This is a genomic window from Streptomyces sp. ISL-96 (assembly GCF_018614035.1).
In the GTDB taxonomy this organism is placed as follows: Bacteria; Actinomycetota; Actinomycetes; order Streptomycetales; family Streptomycetaceae; genus Streptomyces.
The window spans coordinates 172,733-191,872 of sequence record NZ_JAGGPA010000018.1; the positions used below are offsets into that span (position 1 = coordinate 172,733).

Below are 19,140 nucleotides of genomic sequence, written 5' to 3' on the forward strand. Positions count from 1 at the left end.
CCCGTCATGAATCAGCAACTCGCGGGCTTCGCCCCGACCCCGATCGCGGCCCGGATGGAGAACCACGGGCGCTCGATGCTCAAGGTCGCCATGGCCACGGGCCAGGACCTCTACGCGCGTACCGGCTCCATGGTGGCGTACGAGGGCTTCATCCAGTACGAGCCGAACCCGCCGGCGGCACGTCAGGTCGCCTCGCAGTGGGTCACCGGCGAAGGTGCGCCGGTCATGAAGTGCGCCGGTGACGGCCTGCTCTACCTCGCCGACTACGGCGCGGACGTCGTCGTCATCAATCTCAACAACGACTCGCTCTCGGTCAACGGCTGCAATGTGCTCGCCTTCGACGCGCACCTCCAGTGGGGCGTGGAGAAGGTCAAGGGCATGGCGAAGTTCGCCGGTCAGGGTCTGTGGAACGTCGAGATCGCGGGCACCGGCTGGGTCGCCCTGACCTCGCGTGGCACGCCCATCGTCGTCGAGTGCGGCCGCGGCGAGGACGAGACGTACGTCGACCCCGACGCGCTCGTCGCCTGGTCCCCGAACCTCAAGGTGAAGGGCAAGCGCAGCTTCAAGGCGTCCGCCCTCGTCGGGCGGGGCAGCGGAGAGGCGTACCAGATGGCCTTCTCCGGCGAGGGAATCGTCGTCGTACAGCCGAGCGAGGACAGCACCGACCGCCTGCGGGTCCGGGGCTGAGGGGGAGCGAGAACACACCATGCAGAGCCCGCTTTTCAGTCACACCGAACAGCAGTCCCAGGACCGGTACACCGTGCAGAACCCGCAGCTCCTGCGGGTCTCGCTGACCGGCCACGACGACGTCCTCGCCCGCAAGGGCGCCATGGTCGCGTACCAGGGGCTGATCGACTTCGACGGCGAGTACCAGTCGAGCAGCCAGCGGCGCGCCCGCGCCAACACCGGCGAGGGCCTCGACTTGATGCGCTGCTCCGGGCAGGGCACCGTCTACCTCGCCAACCTCGCGCAGTACGTCCATCTTGTGGACATCGACCGCGAGGGCCTGACCGTGGACAGCGCCTACGTCCTGGCGCTGGACTCCTCGCTCAACGCCGAAGTGATCGCCGTGGACAGCCAGTACGGCATCTCCGGCACGGGCAAGTACCAGCTCAACATCACGGGCCAGGGCAAGGTCGCCCTGATGACCTCTGGCCAGCCCCTGATGCTTCAGGTCACGCCGGAGAAGTACGTCAACGCCGACGCCGACGCGATCGTCGCCTGGTCCAGCTCCCTGCGCGTCCAGATGCAGGCCCAGACGCACTCGTCGAACATCCGCCGGCGGCGCGGCACCACCGGTGAGGGCTGGGAACTCAGCTTCCTCGGGCAGGGTTTCGCGCTCGTGCAGCCCAGCGAGGTGATGCCGCCGCAGAACGCGCAGCTGGGGCAGGGCGTCGCCGCGCAGTTCGGCATGGGCCAGCAGGGCGCCCGCGGTCAGAACCAGAACAACGCCTGGAACTGACCACCTTGAGGGCATGGGCCCGACGGCATAAGTAAGGGGCTGGCTCCTGGGAGCCCGCCCCTTACCAGTTCCTGCCTGCCGGACGTCTACAGTGCCGCGCGCGTACGCTCCATCAGTCGTACGACCGACTCGTCGGCCACGCCCGCCACTTCGTCGTACGCGAACCAGCGCAGGTCCAGCGACTCCTCGCTGATCGCCTCCACCGCACCACCCGGCGCCAGCGCCGCGTACTGCACGTCCAGGTGCCAGTTGCAGGGCGCCGGGATCGGGTGCCGGTCCAGCCGCACGGGGCCGACGGGCAGCAGTGTCAGCCCCGGAATGCCTGACTCCTCCGTGGCCTCGCGCAGCGCCGCGTCCCTGAGCGTCGCGTCACCCGGCTCGCAGTGACCGCCCATCTGAAGCCACATGTTCAGCTTCTTGTGCAGCGTCAGCAGGACCCGCCCGCGCTCCGGATCGACGACGAGCGCACTCGCCGTGAGATGCCCGGCCTCACAGGCCTTCCACATCCCGTCCGGGTGCGCCGACAGGTGGTCCAGGTAGGTCTGGCGCAGCTCGTCCTGGTCCTCGCAACTGTTGAGGCTCTTCAGTACGAGGACCGCGTCGTCGTGCAGGCTCACTTGTCGCCGTCGCCCTCTTCGCCGTCCGTGTCCTTCTTCAGGTCCGGCTTGTCGGCGCCCCCGCCGGCCGCCTCGCCGAGCATCTTGTCGAGCTCGGAGAAGTCCAGGTGCTCGCGGTGCACGAACCCGTCCGGGTCGTCCAGGTCGTCGGCCGTCGGCAGCATGTCCGGGTGCTCCCACAGCGCGTCGCGCCCGTCCACGCCGCGCGCGTCGGTGAGCGAGGCCCACAGCCGCGCCGCGTCCCGCAGCCGCCGCGGACGCAGCTCAAGACCGATGAGCGTCGCGAACGTCTGCTCGGCCGGACCACCGGACGCCCGGCGCCTGCGCAGCGTCTCGCGCAGCGCGTCAGCCGACGTGAGCCGCGGCTTGGCCGCCTCGTGCACCACGGCGTCCACCCAGCCCTCGACGAGCGCGAGCGCCGTCTCCAGACGGGCCAGCGCGGCCTTCTGCGCCGGCGTGTCCTCCGGCTGGAACATGCCCTGCTGGAGCGCCTCCTGAAGCTGCTCCGGGTGCGACGGGTCGAGCTGGCCGACCACGTCCTCCAGCTTCGAGGTGTCGACCTCGATACCGCGCGCGTACCCCTCCACCGCGCCGAACAGGTGCGAGCGCAGCCACGGCACATGAGCGAAGAGGCGCTGGTGGGCGGCCTCGCGCAGCGCCAGGTACAGCCGCACCTCGTTCTTCTCGATGCCCAGGTCCTTGCCGAAGGCCTCGACGTTCAGCGGCAGCAGCGCGGCCTTGCCGGCCGGGCCCAGCGGCAGCCCGATGTCGGTCGAGCCGACCACCTCGCCCGCCAGTACGCCCACGGCCTGCCCGATCTGCTGGCCGAACATCGCACCGCCCATGGACCGCATCATCCCGAGCAGCGGGCCCGCCATGGCCTGCATCTCCTCGGGCAGTACGTCGCCCATGGCCGCGCCGACACGCTCCGCGACCGGGTCCACCAGCTGCTTCCACGCGGGCAGGGTCGCCTCGACCCACTCCGCACGGCTCCACGCCACCGACGTGGCCGCGCCCGAGGGCATCGAGGTCACGCCGTCCAGCCACAGATCGGCGAGACGAACCGCCTCCTCGACCGCGGACCGCTCACCGGGGCTCACGCTGGAGTCCTTGGTGCCGTCGGCAGTGCCCTGCGAGACGGTCTGGCGCGCGATGTCCTTGGCCATGTCCCAGTTCACGGGACCGCCCTCGTAGCTCAGCATCTGCCCGAGCTGCTGGAAGGCCGCGCCCAGATCGTTGGGGTTCAGCGAACCGAACATCGCGGCGAACGGATTGTCTCCGCCGCCGGGGCCGCCCGAGCCGCCCGGCAGACCGCCGAACCCGCCGAACGGGTTCGCCGGACCCTGGCCACCCTGGCCACCGCCCTCGCTGCCCTTCTTCTTGCCATCGTCGCCGTCCTCCGGCTCCTCCGGCGGAAGGCCGAATCCGAATGGGGTGTCACTCACGGGTTTCCTCGGCTCGTAAGGCCGCCGGCTCCGGCCGGCGGCAGCTGCCCGACATCACCACCCAGCGTAGACACCGGAAGCCGAGATGGGCTCGGTGCTCCGCCGGGTCTCTGCCTGCGGCAGGATGGACGCCACCTGGTACGTACGCGCCACCGCGTGTACGTACTGAAGACAACCGCTGGAGACGCCCGGTGAGTTCCCCAGATCCGCAGGTTCGCGCATCGCAGAGCGCTGAAGTTCGCCAGAGGCGAAACGATCCAAGTCCGACAGCCCGCGGTCCCGTCGTCGCGGTCACGGGTGCCGCCTCGGGCATCGGCGCGCTGCTCACTCAGCGCCTTGCCGCGTCCGAGGAGATCAAACAGGTCGTCGCGATCGACGAGCGCCGCGGCGACGTGGCCGAGGCGCAGTGGCACATCCTCGACGTACGAGATCCGGCGATCGCGGAGAAGCTGCGCGGCGCCGACGTCGTGGTGCACCTCGCGCTCGACCTCGACCTGGAGTCGGACCCCGCCGCCCGTACGGCGTACAACGTGCGGGGCACCCAGACGGTGCTCACCGCCGCCGCGGCCGCGGGCGTACACCGTGTCGTGCTGTGCACGTCGGCGATGGTCTACGGCGCACTGCCCGACAACGACATCCCGCTCTCCGAGGACGCGGAACTGCGCGCGACCGCGGAAGCGGCCGGTGTCGGTGACCTTCTGGAGATCGAACGCCTCGGCCGCCGTGCGCCCCGCGCGCACCCCGGTCTCAATGTCACGGTGGTGCGGCCCGCCGTCCTGGTGGGCGGTACGGACACCTCGCTCACCCGCTACTTCGAGTCGCCCCGCCTCCTGGTCGTCACCGGCTCCCGCCCCACCTGGCAGTTCTGCCACGTGGAGGACCTGGTCAGCGCGCTGGAGTACGCCGCGCTGGAGAAGGTCGACGGCGAGCTGGCGGTCGGCTGCGACGGCTGGCTGGAGCAGGAGGAGGTCGAGGAGCTGAGCGGCATCCGCCGCATGGAGCTGCCGTCCGCGGTCGCCCTGGGGGCCGCGGCAAGGCTGCACCGGATCGGCCTCACGCCGTCTCCGGCCGGTGACCTCGCCTACACGATGCATCCCTGGGTGGTGAGCGTCAGCAGGCTCCACGCGGCGGGCTGGCGGCCTCGGTGGACCAACGAGGAGGTACTCGCCGAACTGCTGGAGGAGGTCGCGGGCCGGCACACCGTCGCGGGCCGCCGCCTCGGCCGCAAGGACGCCACGGCTGCTGGCGCCGCCGGCGCCACGGTCGCACTGCTGGGCACGGCCGCGCTGGTACGCCGCGTACGCAAGGCCAGGGGCCGCTAGGCCCCGCCCGCCGGCCTCGCCCGCCGACTCGCTCGTCAAGAACCCGGCCGCCTGTAGAACCCTCCATACCTGGCCCGTACAGCCGGTCGAAAGCGCTATTCCGCAATGTCGGTGCGGTACGGCACGATGGGGACCATGGAAGGCACGTACTCCCACCCGGGCGAGCAGGCGGCACAGGACCCCATCCGGCTGCTGGCGATTCGCGACACCCCGCTCTCCGTCGACGAGATCTTCAGAGCCGTGGGGGACGACGCCGCGGGCGGAACGGCGCTGTTCGTCGGCACCGTGCGCAACCACGACGGGGGCGCCGACGTCGACAAGCTCGGCTATTCCTGTCACCCCTCGGCCCAGGACGAGCTACGCCGGGTGGCCGAAAAGGTCGTGGCGGATTTCCCCGTACGCGCACTCGCCGCGGTCCACCGTGTGGGTGACCTCCAAGTCGGCGACCTCGCGGTCGTCGTCGCGGTCTCCTGTCCCCACCGGGGCGAGGCGTTCGAGGCCTGCCGCAAGTTGATCGACGACCTCAAGCACGAAGTGCCGATCTGGAAGCACCAGACCTTCTCCGACGGTACGGAGGAGTGGGTCGGAGCCTGCTGACGCGCTTGTGCGCCGGAACTCCCGCTGAAACCTGCGCGCCGCGCAAGCGCCCCGATTTGCGTAACCCGGCCCCTGCCGTGAGCGTTGGACGCACCGGTGGCTAATCTGCTGATCGGCCAATAGTGGTCGGTCCTAGGGGTCGGGAGGTCGGAATGGCGGCACTCGCGTGGTTGCTGATTCCGCTTTTCGCTGTACTTGGTGCTGCGATATGGGGAAGCTGGGCAGCCAGAAACCGAACGGCCGGCGATGTCTCCGAACTCGCCGGCTACGCGCGGTTCCGGGCGGCGATGGAGAAGTCGCACTCCGGTTCCGACGCCGCCTGACGACAAGTGAAGCGGCCCCGACCGTACGCCCGAGCCCTCTGGCCTCGTACGGACCGGCCCCAGCGGTGTACTGACATACCCGTCCCGTACTGTCGTTCCATGCCACGCCGCACAGCGACGATGCTCGCCTCCACCCTCCTCCTCATCGCGCTGCTGTGCGCGGGCGTATTCATCAAAGTGCCGTACTCCGAGATGTCTCCCGGCCCGACGGTGAACACCCTCGGCGAGGCAAGTGGCGAGCCGGTACTGCAGATCTCCGGTCGCAAGACCTACCCCACCAGCGGCCATCTCAATATGACGACGGTCAGAGTCACCGGCGCGGACTACAGGATGAACCTCGTCGAGGCGGTCTACGGCTGGCTCGCGCACGACAGCGTGGTGGTCCCGCACGACACGCTCTATCCGGACGGCAAGACGGAAGAGCAGTCGACACAGGAGAACGCCGAGGAATTCAGCCAGTCCCAGGAGACCGCCAAAACGGCCGCCCTGCGGGAACTGGGCATTCCCGTGCAGACCCGGGTCGTGGTTTCGACCGTTCTCAAGAACAGCCCCGCCGAGGGCAAGCTGCACGCGGGCGACGTCATCAAGGCCGTGGACGGTACGCCCGTCAAGGACCCCAAGGACGTCGCCGAACTCGTCACCAAGCACGAGCCGACGGAGAAGGTCGTCTTCACGATCGTCCCCGCCAAGGAAGCGGCCGCGGCGGAGAAGGCGGGCAGGGAGCCGGTGGGCAGCGAGGACATCACCATCACCACGAAGAAGGCCGGCGACGACGATCGGGCGATCGTGGGCATCCAGGCGGGGCCCGACCACACCTTCCCGTTCACCATCGACATCAAGCTGGCGGACGTCGGTGGCCCCAGCGCGGGCCTGATGTTCTCCCTCGGCATCGTCGACAAGATCACGCCCGGGGACCTGACCGGCGGCAAGTTCGTGGCCGGCACCGGCACGATCGACGAGAACGGCAAGGTCGGCCCGATCGGCGGCATCGAGATGAAGACCGTCGGCGCGCGCAACGCGGGCGCCGAGTACTTCCTGACGCCCAGCGAGAACTGCGCGTCCGCGGCCTCGGACATCCCCGACGGCCTCACCCTGGTGAAGGTCAAGACGATCGACGACGCGAAGAAGTCGCTGGAGAAGATCCGCAAGGGGGACACGGCCGGCCTGCCGCAGTGCACGACGGGCTGACCACCGGCAACGGCTGATCGCCGGCGACCGGCGACCGTGCCCCCACAGGGCTTACGGCGGCTACGCCTCGAAGGTCGCCGCCAGGGCCTCGGCGAGACCGGGAACGAGCATGGCCCCGGTCAGCACCTCGGTCGGTGAGTCCTTCTCGCGCAGCCGCAGCGCGGACTCGCGTACGCCGTTGCGCAGCACGGCCACCGTCATGCGGACCTCCTGGCGGTCGGGGTGCTTCGCGACCCACTTCGCCAGCTGGGCCTCGTTCAGGCCCTCGGGTACGGACGCCTCGGCGGACGGCGGGAGCATCAGCCGCTCCACCGTCAGCGCGCAGCCGGCCACCGCGTCGGGCCAGGCGATCGTGGCGAGGAACTCGTCGAGCGCGGTGCCCGCCGGGATCTCTTCCTGCTCGACAGGGGTGAGCGTCGCCGTCGACTCGCCCTCGGTGAGACCGAGCTGGGCGGCGAGACCCGGCTCCTGCGCACGCAGCTGGGCGGTGTCCACCAGAGCGAACAGCCTGGCGGGCTGGTCCCAGCCGAGTCCGGAGGTGTATTCGTCGATTTCGAGCACGGCGCGGGTGAGCGGGCTCGTGGCCATGGGGGGCCCGGAGGGGGAATCGTTGGACATGCTCGACATCCTGCCTCCTTCGGACCCCAAAGCGGGAACTGAGTAAAGCTTCAGTAAGTTGCATGAGTGGGCTCTACGATCGCGGAGCCTGCTTCTACGACAGCGAACTTTCGAGGTGCGCACCTTGGCTTTCCAGATGCCGGACCGCGGCGGAGGCCCGACAGGGCCACGGATCAGAGTCGGCCGCCCGTCCCGGCGTGTCCGGACCCTGCTCATGACATTGGGCGTCTTGGCCGTCCTGGCCATGGCGTTTGTCATGTTCGCCGGGTTCTGGACGGACTGGCTCTGGTACCGCTCGGTCCAATACTCCTCCGTTTTCACCACCACCCTGTGGACCAAGATCGGGCTCTTCGCCGTGTTCGGGCTGCTGATGGCCCTGGCCGTCGGTGTGAACATCTGGCTCGCGCACCGGCTCAGGCCGCCGCTGAGCGCGATGTCGCTCGAACAGCAGAACCTGGACCGCTACCGGATGGGCGTCGCCCCGTACAAGAAGTGGGTGCTCCTCGCGGTCACCTCTCTGGTCGGGCTGATCGCCGGAGCCTCCGCGTCCGGTCAGTGGCGTACGTGGCTCATGTGGGTCAACGGCGTGTCCTTCGGCCAGAAGGACCCGCAGTTCCAGATGGACGTGGCGTTCTACGCGTTCGACCTGCCCTGGTACCGCTTCCTGCTCGGCTTCGGCTTCGCGGCCACCGTGCTGTCCCTGATCGCCGCAGCCCTCGTGCACTACCTGTACGGCGGCCTGCGCATCACCAGCCCGGGCGCCAGGGCCACCGCCGCGGCGACCGGACACCTGTCGGTGCTGCTCGGCATCTTCGTGACGCTCAAGGCCGTCGCGTACTGGCTCGACCGGTACGGCCTCGCGGTGAAGTCCAGTGACTTCAAGGCCACGGGCAACTGGGCGGGTCTGCGGTACGTCGACGCCAACGCCTACCTCCCGGCGAAGACGATCCTGTTCTGCATCGCCGTCATCTGCGCGCTGCTGTTCTTCGCGACGCTGTGGCGCCGCACCTGGCAGCTGCCCGTCATCGGCTTCGGCCTCATGGTGCTCTCGGCGATCCTGATCGGCGGGCTCTACCCGGCGATCGTGCAGAAGTTCCAGGTCCAGCCGAACGAGCAGGCCAAGGAAGCGCCGTACATCAAGAAGAACATCGACGCGACGCGCAAGGCGTACGGCATCGATGACGCGAAGGTGGACGACTACCAGGGCGTCGGCGACAGCAAGGACAATTCCCAGCTGCGCAAGGACGCCGACTCGGCGGCCAGCTACCGGCTGATCGACCCGAACGTCGTCCCGCCGACCTTCGACCAGCTCCAGCAGGAGCGCAAGTACTACCAGTTCCCGACGACGCTGGACGTGGACCGGTACAAGGGCCAGGACACGGTCGTCGGTCTGCGCGAGCTCGACCTCAAGGGCATCCCCAAGCGCAACTGGATCAACGACCACTTCACGTACACCCACGGATACGGCGTGGTCGCGGCCAAGGGCACGGCGGTCAAGCCGGACACCGAGGGCGCCCCGGACTTCATCGAGTCCGGCCTGCCGTCGCAGGGCATGCTCGGCGAGTACGAGCAGCGGATCTACTACGGCGAGGAGACGCAGCAGTACTCGATCGTGGGCGGGCCGCAGCAGGAGCTCGACTACGAGAAGAACGGCGAGCCCACCAAGACCACGAGCTACGAGGGCAAGAGCGGGGTCAATCTGTCGAACCCGCTGAACCGCGCCGCGTACGCCGTGGCCTTCAGCGAGCCGCAGATCCTCTACTCGGGAGCCATCGGCGAGGGCTCGCGGGTCCTGTACAACCGCACGCCCAAGGAGCGCGTCGAGGCGGTCGCGCCCTGGCTGTCCCTCGACGGCGACGCCTACCCGGCGGTCGTCAACGGACGTGTCCAGTGGATCGTCGACGCGTACACCACCACCAACGGTTACCCCTACGCCTCGCGTACGACGCTGGGGGACACGACGGCCGACTCGCTGTCGCAGACCGACAGCCAGCGCGCGGTGGTCGCCCAGCAGAACCAGGTCAACTACATCCGCAACTCGGTGAAGGCCACCGTCGACGCGTACGACGGCTCGGTCAAGCTGTACCAGTGGGACACCGAGGACCCGGTCCTCAAGACCTGGATGAAGGCGTTCCCGGGCACGGTGAAGTCGAAGGGCGACATCGCGCCGGCACTGATGGAGCACCTGCGCTACCCGCAGGACCTCTTCAAGGTGCAGCGTGAGCTGCTCACCCGCTACCACGTCGAGAGCCCGTCGCAGTTCTACAGCGGCAGTGACGCGTGGCAGGTGCCGGACGACCCGACGACCGGCGAGAAGAGCTCCGTACCGCCGTACTACCTGAGCCTGAAGATGCCGAAGGAGCAGGACCGGAGGTTCTCGCTGACGACGACGTTCACCCCCAACGGGCGCCCCAACCTCGGTGCGTTCATGGCGGTCGATGCCGACGCGTCGAGCAAGGACTACGGCACGATAAGGCTCCTGAGAGTCACGGGCGACGTACCGGGGCCGCAGCAGGTGCAGAACCGGCTCAACAGCAATGCGGAGGTTGCCGAGTTCGTCAGGAACATGAAGGGCGCCAACTCGGACATCGAGTACGGCAACCTGCTGACGATCCCGCTGAACGACGGCTTCCTGTACGTCGAGCCGGTGTACGCCCAGGGCAACAACGCCTATCCGCTCCTGAAGAAGGTCGCCGTCTCGTACGGCAGGGAGACCGTCTTCAAGAACACGCTGGGTGAGGCGCTGAACGCGGTCTTCGGCGAGGAGGGCGAAACGCCACCGCCGCCGGGTGACGGTGACACCACCAGGCCTCCGGCCGAGGGTGAAGAGTCGCTCCAGAAGGCCATCGAGGACGCCCAGAAGGCGTACGAGGAGGGCGAGGAGGCGCTGAAGAAGCAGGACTGGACCGCGTACGGCGCGGCGCAGGAGAAGCTCCAGGACGCGCTTCAGCGGGCCGCCGACGCCGAGGCGAAGACCGAGGCGCCGGCCAAGCCGGGTGCCGAGGCCGACAAGCCCGAGAAGGCCGCCGAGCAGGACGGGGAAGGCGACCAGAAGGGCAGCTGAGCTGGGACATCCCCGCGCCGTGGTACTGTTTGAACACAACGGCGCGGGGTGGAGCAGCTCGGTAGCTCGCTGGGCTCATAACCCAGAGGTCGCAGGTTCAAATCCTGTCCCCGCTACTGAAGAAGAAGACGAGGGCCCGGATCTCGAAAGAGATCCGGGCCTTCGTTGTGTCCGGATATCCGTGTGCCCGTGCGAAGCGTCGTCCTGACGGGGGGAGTTGGGGCCGAAGCGTTTGAAGTGTCTCTCTGTGGGCATGTCGACAAAACGCTGAAGTGACCTCACTGGCTGCGGTATACCAGGTGTACGCGGGTTGCGGGTGGTGCGACGATGGCTTTTATGGGGGACAGGACAACTCTGTTGGAGACAGGGCGGTTTGTGCAGCGACATCAAGAGCACGCTGTTGACACCGTTGATACCGCCGAGGCCGAGTCCGAGGCGCGGCACCGGCGCGCCGCCGAGAGTGGCGACACGGAGGCCATGAGCGTGCTCGGTTCGCTGCTGCTGCGCCGCGGTGACCTCGACGGCGCCGAACCGCACCTGCGCGCCGCGACCGCCGACGGCGACCGCGCCGCCGCGAACAATCTGGGCGTACTTCTCCATCAGCGCGGGTACGCCGACGAGGCGGCCGACTGGTGGCGCATCGCCGCCGTGGCCGGGTCCGCGGCCGCCGCGCACGCACTCGGCCGCCACTACCGGGAGCGCGGCGACGAGCCCGCCGCGGAGTACTGGCTGCGCCAGTCCGCCGAGCAGGGGCACGCGCTGGGGGCGTACGCCCTCGCCGACCTGCTGGAACACCGTAGTGACGTGGGCGCCGAGCGCTGGCTGCGCGCCGCCGCCGAGCAGGGGCACCGTGAAGCGGCGTACCGCCTCGCCCGCACGCTGGACCGCCGCGCCGCCGCGGAGGCGCACGCCGACGTGGCCGCTTCCGGCGTCACGCAGGGGGGCACAAACGCGCGCGCGAGGCGCGGTGCGGGCCCGCGTACGGGAACCGGCCGCGGCGGCGCCGGCGGCCGTGCCGACAGGGTGCTCGGCAGCGGCCCCGACGGCGACAGCGACGGCGACTGGGACACCGGCACCGGTCTGGGCTCCGTCCTCGATCTCGGCCATTCGGGCACCCGCTACCCCGGTTACGGGTACGTCGGGACCGCTGAGGTGGGCGGTGAGGCCGAGAAGTCGGGGGAGCCCGGTGTGGCGCCGGCCGCCGGTCGTCGTACCGGGGGCGGGCAGTTCAGTACCGGTACGCGGCACGCCGGGATCGGTGCCGGGGAGCTGCCCCCCGCCGTGGAGGCCGAGCAGTGGTACCGGCAGGCCGCCGCGCGCGGGCACCGGCGTGCAGCCCTGCACCTCGGCGCCATCCTGGAGGAGCGCGGCGAGCTCAAAGAGGCCGGGCGCTGGTACCTGACCTCCGCAAAGGACGGCGAGGCACGGGCCGCGTGCGCGCTGGGCTTCCTGCTGCGCGACGCCGGTGACGAGGAGAGCGCCGCCGTGTGGTGGCTGCGCGCCGCCCAGGACGGCGACGGCAATGCCGCCAACGCGCTGGGCGCCCTGCACGCCGCCCGCGGTGAGCAGCAGACCGCCGAGCGGTGGTACCGCGCCGCCTTGGACGCCGGTGACGTGAACGGGGCGTACAACCTCGGACTGCTCTGCGCCGCCCAGGGGCGTAACGCCCAGGCCGACCAGTGGTACCGCCGCGCCGCCTACGCAGGCCACCGCGAGGCCGCCAACGCGCTCGCCATCCTGCTGCTCCAGGGCGGCGACGCGGCCGGCGCCGAGCCCTGGTTCTCCAAGGCCGCCGAGGCCGGCAGCGTCGACGCCGCCTTCAACCTCGGCATCCTCTACGCGGGTCGCGACGACGACCGTACGGCCTTCGTCTGGTACGAGCGCGCCGCCGCCGCCGGGCACACCGAGGCCGCACTCCAGGTCGGCATCGCCCTGCTGCGCGACGGCGAGGAGCAGGACGCCGAGCGGCACCTGCGCTGCGCCGCGGGCAGCGGCAACGCCGAGGCTGCCTTCCGCCTCGCCACGCTGCTCGACCGCAGGCAGCCCCCGCCGAGCGCGCCCGGGCTCGGCGAGACGCTGAACGAGAAGACCGAGTGCGAGGAGTGGTACGAGCGCGCCGCCGAGCAGGGTCACCGCCGCGCCCAGGTGCGCGTCGGCATGCTCGCCGCGGGCCGGGGCGACCTGGAGGGCGCCGCGCGCTGGTACCGGGAGGCCGCCGAGGCGGGCAGCCGTAACGGCGCCTTCAACCTGGGGCTGCTGCTGGCCCGCGAGGGCAGCGAGCCGGAGGCCGCCCTGTGGTGGTCCCGCGCCGCGCACGCCGGCCACGGCCGCGCGGCGCTGCGCCTCGCGCTGCTCGCCGCCCGGCACGGCGAGCTGGACGAGGGCGAGCGGTGGTGCGCGCGGGCCGTGGAGCTCGGGCCCGCCGAGGTCGCCGAGCGTGCGGCGAGACTGCGCGAGGCGCTGCACCAGGAGCTCACCGCGTAGTCGGAGTTACCGGAGGATCGTTTCTCCAGTCCGCACGGAACGGATTTGCGCTGGTCGGCATCGGGGACGTACAGTCGTGTTTACCGACGCGGGGTGGAGCAGCTCGGTAGCTCGCTGGGCTCATAACCCAGAGGTCGCAGGTTCAAATCCTGTCCCCGCTACTGAAGAGGTAGCCCGAAGGCCCGGATCTCGAAAGAGATCCGGGCCTTCGTCGTATACGGGACATACGGGCGTACGGGCGGATCACCAAAAGGGCCTGGCACCAGATTCTGGTGCCAGGCCCTTCGTCGTGCAGGTCGTGCAGGTCGTGTCGGCGTCAGGCGGAGGCGCAGTTGGGGCACGTGCCCCGGTAGGTCACCTCTACGTCCGAGATCGTGAAGCCGAAGCGCTCGGAGTCCGGCAGGTCCGTGAGCGGATTGCCCACCGGGTGTACGTCGCGGATGGCGCCGCACCGCGCGCAGACCAGGTGCTGGTGCGGGGTGTGCGCGTTCGGGTCGTACCGCTTCGCCCGGCGGTCCGTGGAGACCTCCAGCACCTCGCCGAGGGACACCATCTCGCCCAGCGTGTTGTAGACGGTCGCCCGGGAGATCTCCGGCAGCTTGGCCACGGCGCGCGCGTGCACCTCGTCGGCGGTCAGGTGGATGTGGTCCCCGTCAAGGACTTCGGCCACGACGCGCCGCTGAGCGGTCATACGCCAGCCGCGTCCGCGCAGTCGTTCCAACAGGTCACTCATGGGACCAGCCTAACAGTGGGGGACCCAGGTCCCGAACGGGTGCGACTTTGGATGTTTGCTTGACTTAGACAATGTCCATTGTAGGATCGGGAGCGGCAAACGCCAAGGGACAGGACTTGCAGGTATGACGCAGGAGGCGCACGTGACGCAGGGACCGCTTACCACGGAGGCCGGCGCGCCGGTCGCCGACAACCAGAACAGCGAGACCGCTGGCGTAGGCGGCCCCGTTCTGGTCCAGGACCAGGCGCTGCTCGAGAAGCTCGCCCACTTCAACCGCGAGCGCATCCCGGAGCGCATAGTCCACGCCCGCGGCGCCGGTGCGTACGGCACCTTCACGGTGACCCGTGACGTCTCGCAGTGGACGCGGGCGAAGTTCCTCTCCGAGGTCGGCAAGAAGACCGAGACCTTCCTGCGCTTCTCCACCGTCGCGGGCAACCTCGGCTCCGCGGACGCCGTGCGCGACCCCCGCGGCTTCGCGCTGAAGTTCTACACGGAGGAGGGGAACTACGACCTCGTCGGGAACAACACGCCCGTCTTCTTCATCAAGGACGCCATCAAGTTCCCCGACTTCATCCACACCCAGAAGCGCGACCCGTACACCGGCTCGCAGGAAGCCGACAACGTGTGGGACTTCTGGGGCCTGAGCCCCGAGTCGACGCACCAGGTGACCTGGCTGTTCGGTGACCGCGGCATCCCCGCCACGCTGCGCCACATGAACGGGTACGGCTCGCACACGTACCAGTGGAACAACGAGGCCGGCGAGGTCTTCTGGGTCAAGTACCACTTCAAGACCGACCAGGGCATCAAGAACCTCACCACCGACGAGGCCAACCGCCTCTCCGGCGTCGACCCCGACTCGCACCAGCGCGACCTGCGCGAGTCCATCGAGCGCGGTGACTTCCCGTCCTGGACGGTGCAGGTGCAGATCATGCCGGCGGCCGAGGCGGCGACGTACCGCTTCAACCCGTTCGACCTGACCAAGGTCTGGCCGCACGCGGACTACCCGCCGATCGAGATCGGCAAGCTGGAGCTCAACCGCAACCCGGAGAACATCTTCGCCGAGGTCGAGCAGTCGATCTTCAGCCCCGCGCACTTCGTGCCGGGCATCGGCCCGTCGCCCGACAAGATGCTCCAGGGCCGTCTCTTCGCGTACGGCGACGCCCACCGCTACCGCGTCGGCATCAACGCCGACCACCTGCCGGTGAACCGCCCGCACGCCACCGAGGCGCGGACGAACTCCCGTGACGGCTACCTGTACGACGGCCGCCACAAGGGCACCAAGAACTACGAGCCCAACAGCTTCGGCGGCCCCGAGCAGACGGGCCGGCCGCTGTGGCAGTCCGTCCCGGTCACGGGCGGCACGGGCAACCACGAGGCCCCGAGCCACGCCGAGGACGACGACTTCGTCCAGGCGGGCAACCTCTACCGGATGATGTCGGAGGACGAGAAGGGCCGCCTGATCGAGAACCTCGCCGGGTTCATCTCCAAGGTGTCGCGCGACGACATCGCGGAGCGCGCGGTCAACAACTTCCGTCAGGCCGACGGTGACTTCGGCAAGCGGCTGGAAGCCGCGGTCCAGGCCCTGCGCGGCTAGTACGGATCGCTTGTCGTAGGCGGAGGGCCGGATTCCCCGAGGGGAGTCCGGCCCTCTTTCGCGCTCAGCCCACGAGGGAGGCGGTCTGCTGCCTGCGGCTCGGTGCCCAGCAGCGGATGATGTCGCGTACGGAGACGACCCCGACGGGGCCGTCGTCGTCCAGCACGATTAGGTGCCGGAAGCCGCCGTGCGCCATGGCGTCGGCGGCGTCCTCGAGCGTCCAGGACGGCGCCGCGAAGACGACGTCGGTGGTGGTGTGGGTGCCTGCCGTTTCGAGGTCGGGGTCCTGGCCCGACCCGACGGAGATGAGGATGTCGCGTTCGGTCAGGATGCCGAGTCCGTCGGCGTCGGTGTCGAGGACGACGGCCGCCCCGACGCGGCGCTCCGACATCAGACGGGCTGCCTGGCGGAGCGTGTGGGCGGGGCCGATGGTGAGGACCACCGTGCTCATGGCGTCACGGACGAGCATGGACAGAGCCACCTCCTTGGTGAAGCGGGCATCGAGAGATACGAGAACCGATTCACAAGTTCACAAGTGGGGGGACTCATAGAGTGGCAGCCGGGCGCGACGGCAACAAGAGGGCGCGGGAAGGTGTGTCTCGCGATCACACGCCTCCACGCGCCGGTTTCCCTCGGCGTACGACGCGGTCGTCAGCCGCGGAGGTAGCTCAGCATCTCCTCGTGGAGCAGGCCGTTGGACGCGGCGGCATTGCCACCGTGGGGTCCCGTCACTCCTTCGAGGCTGGTGAAGACGCCGCCCGCCTCCTGGACGATGATCGCGTTCGCGGCCATGTCCCACAGCGACAGTTCCGGCTCCGCGCAGATGTCCACCGAACCCTCGGCGACCATCATGTACGGCCAGAAGTCGCCGTATCCGCGTGTCCGCCAGCAGTCGCGGGTCAGGTCCAGGAAGCCGTCGAGCCGGCCCTGCTCCTCCCAGCCGCTGAGCGAGGAGTACGCGAAGGACGCGTTCGCGATCTCGTCGACCTTGGACACGTGGATGCGCGTCGCCGAGGTGAGGCTGCGCCCGGTGTACGCTCCGGCGCCCTTCGCCGCCCACCAGCGGCGGCCCAGCGCGGGCGCCGACACGACGCCCATCACGGGCTGGAAGCCGTGCTCGCCGGCCTCCATGAGTGAGATCAGCGTCGCCCAGACCGGCACACCGCGCACGTAGTTCTTGGTGCCGTCGATCGGGTCGACCACCCAGCGGCGCGGGCCCGTGCCCTGGAGCCCGTACTCCTCACCCAGAACGGCGTCACGCGGCCGGCCGCGGTGCAGGTGGCTGCGGATCAGCTCCTCGGCGGCCTTGTCGGCCTCCGTCACCGGTGTCATGTCGGGTTTGGTCTCGACCTTGAGATCAAGCGCCTTGAAGCGCTCCATCGTCGTGGCGTCCGCGGCGTCCGCGAGGACATGGGCAAAGCGCAGATCATCGTGATAGTCGGGCATGACTGAACAGTATCGACCGCGTTCTGCACAAACCACATGGTCTCGCTGTGCGGGCGTGGTCCCCTGGCCTTACGCAGCGGCGTACGGGCCATTGACAGTGCCCGGCGCCGCGTCAACTCTGAAACCGGAGCAGCCGGGGAGGCAACGCCACAATGCCCACAGCGCGAGAAGCCTTGTTGGACGCCGCCTTCACCGCGCTCGCGGGCCGTCCGTGGCCGGGAGTGCGGATGGTCGACGTGGCCGCCGCGGCCCGCGTCTCGCGGCAGAGCCTCTACAACGAGTTCGGCAGCAAGGACGGCTTCGCCCGCGCGCTGGTGCGCCGTGAGGCCGACGGCTATCTGGCGGGAGTCGAGCGGGCGCTGGCCGGCGGGACGGCCGGTGCGACCGGGACGGCCGATCCGGCGGCGGGAGTTCAGGACCGGCTCGTCGCCGTCGCCGAGTGGACCGTCGCCGCCGCCCGCGCCAATCCGCTCGTACGCGCCCTGCTCACCGGCTGCTGGGGCGAAAAGCTGCCCGCACCGCACCCCGCCAGGACCTTCCGCACCGTTTCGGTGTGCCCGGTGCCCGCCCAGCGCCGCGCCGACGCCGGCTCTCCGGGGCCCGCCGAGCTGGCCGCGGCGGTACGGGACAGGGCGCTCGCCGCGCTCGGGAGAGGACGTACGAAGGAGGAGGTTGCGGACATCGCGTACCGCTGCGAGCTGACCGTGCGGCTCGCGCTCTCGTACGTCGTCGCGCCCGCGGCTTCCGGGGAGGACTTCGCACGGCTGCTGCGGACCGCCCTCAGCGGGCCGAGTCTCAAGGGGCCGGGTCTCAGTGGGCCGAGCCCGAGAGCTGGAGCCCGATGACGCCGATGATCACCAGCGAGATCGAGACCAGCTTCAGCGTCGAGACCACGTCGCCGAGGAAGACCATCCCGTAGATCGCGGTGCCCGCGGCGCCGATGCCGGTCCACACCGCGTACGCCGGACCCACATCGAGCCTCCGCAGCGCGAGCGTCAGCAGGCCGAAGCTGCCCAGCGCGAACGCGGCGAAGGCGACCGTCGGCCAGAGCCTGGTGAAGCCGTAGGACAGCTTCAGGCACACCGCGAAACCGGTCTCCAGCAGTCCTGCCACGATCACCAGCAGCCACGCCATGGTTGGTTGCCTCCGGTGTCGGTGACTGCTTCGTCTGACTTGGTGCGATTATGCACTTACCAGGAGTGGGCGGCGGCAAACGTGACGCGGTCAGTCGCCTTCGCGTCGCTCCCGGGTGGCGAGCAGCCGGCGCAGCGAGTCGAGCCTGGCCGGATCGGCGTGACCGTCGGCCACCCACTGGTCCAGCGCGCACTCCGCCTCGTCGTGGCTGCAGCCGCGCGGGCAGTTCTCCGTCCCCGGTTCCAGGTCGGGGAAGGCGAGGATGACGCGCGACGGATCCACGTGGTTGAGCCCGAAGGAACGCACGCCGGGCGTATCGACCACCCAGCCCTTCCCTTCCGACAGTGGCAGCGCGAGCGCCGATGTGGTGGTGTGCCGGCCGCGGCCCGTGACCGCGTTGACCACGCCGGTGGTACGCCGGCGCTCCTCCGGTACGAGCGTGTTGACCAGGGTCGTCTTTCCGACACCCGAGTGGCCGACGAACGCCGTGACGTGGTCGTCGAGCTGCGCGCGGACCAGCTCGGTCGCCGCCCCGCTCTCCAGCTCCTCGCGACTGGTCACGAGATACGGGACACCCAGCGGGCGGTACGCCTGGAGCAGCGGCTCCGGCGAGGCCAGGTCCGACTTCGTCAGCACGAGAAGGGGCGTGAGCCCGGCGTCGTACGCCGCCACCAGGCAGCGGTCGATCATGCGGGGGCGCGGCTCGGGGTCGGCCAGGGCCGTGACGATCGCGAGCTGGTCGGCGTTGGCGACGACCACGCGCTCGAACGGATCGTCGTCGTCGGCGGTGCGGCGCAGCACCGAGCGGCGCGGCTCGACGCGGACGATGCGGGCCAGCGTGTCCTTGTCGCCCGTGAGGTCGCCGACGATGGCGACCCGGTCGCCCACGACGACGGACTTGCGGCCCAGCTCGCGGGCCTTCATCGCGACGACCGTGCGGTCGTCGACGAGGCAGGTGATGCGGCCCCGGTCGACGGTCAGGACGAAGCCTTCGACGGCGTCCTCGTGCTTGGGGCGGGTATGGGTACGAGGCCGGTTGCCCTTGGGATTCGGGCGGGTCCGGATGTCGTCTTCGTCGGGGTTCTTGCCGTAGCGGCGCATGTCGTCAGGCCC

The 19,140-nt window shown here is 69.8% G+C and carries 17 protein-coding genes and 2 tRNA genes; 11 read left to right on the forward strand and 8 right to left on the reverse strand.

Going from position 1 to position 19,140, the window contains the following annotated elements; genetic code table 11:
• Positions 1-6: 6 nt before the first annotated feature.
• Together J7E96_RS12440 and J7E96_RS12445 are read left to right on the forward strand one after the other, a co-directional pair.
• Positions 7-687: an AIM24 family protein gene (locus J7E96_RS12440; RefSeq protein ID WP_215130501.1), complete on the forward strand. Its 681-nt coding sequence runs from the start codon at positions 7-9 to the stop codon at positions 685-687.
• 19 nt (positions 688-706) lie between these two features.
• The gene (locus J7E96_RS12445) at positions 707-1,462 is read left to right on the forward strand and encodes an AIM24 family protein (RefSeq protein WP_215130503.1); all 756 of its coding nucleotides are present in this window, start codon (positions 707-709) and stop codon (positions 1,460-1,462) included.
• A gap of 86 nt (positions 1,463-1,548) precedes the next feature.
• Here the strand turns inward: J7E96_RS12445 and J7E96_RS12450 are convergent, their stop codons facing one another.
• Together J7E96_RS12450 and J7E96_RS12455 are read right to left on the reverse strand one after the other, a co-directional pair.
• Positions 1,549-2,079, reverse strand: a complete 531-nt coding sequence (locus J7E96_RS12450; protein ID WP_215130505.1) for an NUDIX hydrolase — start codon at positions 2,077-2,079, stop codon at positions 1,549-1,551.
• The gene (locus tag J7E96_RS12455; protein ID WP_215130507.1) at positions 2,076-3,524 is read right to left on the reverse strand and encodes a zinc-dependent metalloprotease; all 1,449 of its coding nucleotides are present in this window, start codon (positions 3,522-3,524) and stop codon (positions 2,076-2,078) included. Before J7E96_RS12455 ends, J7E96_RS12450 begins: the two co-directional genes overlap by 4 nt.
• A 191-nt stretch (positions 3,525-3,715) precedes the next feature.
• On the opposite strand from J7E96_RS12455, the gene J7E96_RS12460 reads away from it, so the two are divergent.
• From J7E96_RS12460 to J7E96_RS12470, 3 genes are all read left to right on the forward strand, one after another.
• Positions 3,716-4,846 (forward strand): SDR family oxidoreductase, encoded by a 1,131-nt coding sequence (locus J7E96_RS12460; RefSeq protein WP_215130509.1) that lies wholly within the window; start codon positions 3,716-3,718, stop codon positions 4,844-4,846.
• 135 nt (positions 4,847-4,981) lie between these two features.
• Positions 4,982-5,443, forward strand: a complete 462-nt coding sequence (locus tag J7E96_RS12465; RefSeq protein WP_374196658.1) for a molybdenum cofactor biosynthesis protein MoaE — start codon at positions 4,982-4,984, stop codon at positions 5,441-5,443.
• Between the two features lie 422 nt (positions 5,444-5,865).
• Positions 5,866-6,954, forward strand: a complete 1,089-nt coding sequence (locus J7E96_RS12470; RefSeq protein WP_215130513.1) for a PDZ domain-containing protein — start codon at positions 5,866-5,868, stop codon at positions 6,952-6,954.
• 60 nt (positions 6,955-7,014) lie between these two features.
• Here the strand turns inward: J7E96_RS12470 and J7E96_RS12475 are convergent, their stop codons facing one another.
• Positions 7,015-7,572 carry a PPA1309 family protein gene (locus tag J7E96_RS12475; RefSeq protein WP_215130515.1) on the reverse strand — a complete coding sequence of 186 codons (558 nt, stop codon included), beginning with the start codon at positions 7,570-7,572 and terminating at the stop codon, positions 7,015-7,017.
• Positions 7,573-7,708: 136 nt separating this feature from the next.
• Between J7E96_RS12475 and J7E96_RS12480 the strand changes: the two genes are divergently transcribed.
• The 4 genes from J7E96_RS12480 (at position 7,709) to J7E96_RS12495 (ending at position 13,281) form a co-directional block, all read left to right on the forward strand.
• The gene (locus J7E96_RS12480) at positions 7,709-10,636 is read left to right on the forward strand and encodes a UPF0182 family protein (RefSeq protein WP_215130637.1); all 2,928 of its coding nucleotides are present in this window, start codon (positions 7,709-7,711) and stop codon (positions 10,634-10,636) included.
• A gap of 42 nt (positions 10,637-10,678) precedes the next feature.
• Positions 10,679-10,752 (forward strand) — tRNA-Met (locus tag J7E96_RS12485).
• Positions 10,753-10,963: 211 nt separating this feature from the next.
• Positions 10,964-13,120, forward strand: coding sequence for a tetratricopeptide repeat protein (locus tag J7E96_RS12490; protein WP_215130518.1), 2,157 nt, complete (start codon positions 10,964-10,966; stop codon positions 13,118-13,120).
• Positions 13,121-13,207: 87 nt separating this feature from the next.
• A tRNA-Met gene (locus J7E96_RS12495) sits at positions 13,208-13,281 on the forward strand.
• 155 nt (positions 13,282-13,436) lie between these two features.
• On the opposite strand, the gene J7E96_RS12500 is transcribed toward J7E96_RS12495, so the two are convergent.
• A complete protein-coding gene (locus J7E96_RS12500) occupies positions 13,437-13,853 on the reverse strand; it encodes a Fur family transcriptional regulator (protein ID WP_215130520.1) in 417 nt (138 codons plus the stop codon).
• A gap of 124 nt (positions 13,854-13,977) precedes the next feature.
• Here J7E96_RS12500 and J7E96_RS12505 point away from each other — a divergent pair, with 124 nt between their 5' ends.
• On the forward strand, positions 13,978-15,447 hold the full coding sequence (locus J7E96_RS12505) for a catalase (RefSeq protein ID WP_251069769.1): 1,470 nt from the start codon (positions 13,978-13,980) through the stop codon (positions 15,445-15,447).
• Between the two features lie 64 nt (positions 15,448-15,511).
• Here the strand turns inward: J7E96_RS12505 and J7E96_RS12510 are convergent, their stop codons facing one another.
• Both J7E96_RS12510 and hisN read right to left on the reverse strand, forming a co-directional pair.
• Entirely contained in the window at positions 15,512-15,916 is a 405-nt protein-coding gene (locus J7E96_RS12510) for a cyclic nucleotide-binding/CBS domain-containing protein (protein WP_215130524.1), read from the reverse strand.
• A gap of 182 nt (positions 15,917-16,098) precedes the next feature.
• Complete coding sequence (gene hisN, locus J7E96_RS12515; RefSeq protein WP_215130526.1) at positions 16,099-16,893, reverse strand: histidinol-phosphatase; 795 nt, start codon at positions 16,891-16,893, stop codon at positions 16,099-16,101.
• 152 nt (positions 16,894-17,045) lie between these two features.
• Here hisN and J7E96_RS12520 point away from each other — a divergent pair, with 152 nt between their 5' ends.
• Positions 17,046-17,738: a TetR/AcrR family transcriptional regulator gene (locus J7E96_RS12520; RefSeq protein ID WP_215130528.1), complete on the forward strand. Its 693-nt coding sequence runs from the start codon at positions 17,046-17,048 to the stop codon at positions 17,736-17,738.
• Here the strand turns inward: J7E96_RS12520 and J7E96_RS12525 are convergent.
• A complete protein-coding gene (locus tag J7E96_RS12525; RefSeq protein WP_215130530.1) occupies positions 17,704-18,027 on the reverse strand; it encodes a multidrug efflux SMR transporter in 324 nt (107 codons plus the stop codon). The genes J7E96_RS12520 and J7E96_RS12525 overlap by 35 nt on opposite strands.
• Before the next feature lie 90 nt (positions 18,028-18,117).
• The gene (rsgA, locus tag J7E96_RS12530) at positions 18,118-19,128 is read right to left on the reverse strand and encodes a ribosome small subunit-dependent GTPase A (protein WP_215130532.1); all 1,011 of its coding nucleotides are present in this window, start codon (positions 19,126-19,128) and stop codon (positions 18,118-18,120) included.
• Positions 19,129-19,140 lie beyond the last annotated feature (12 nt).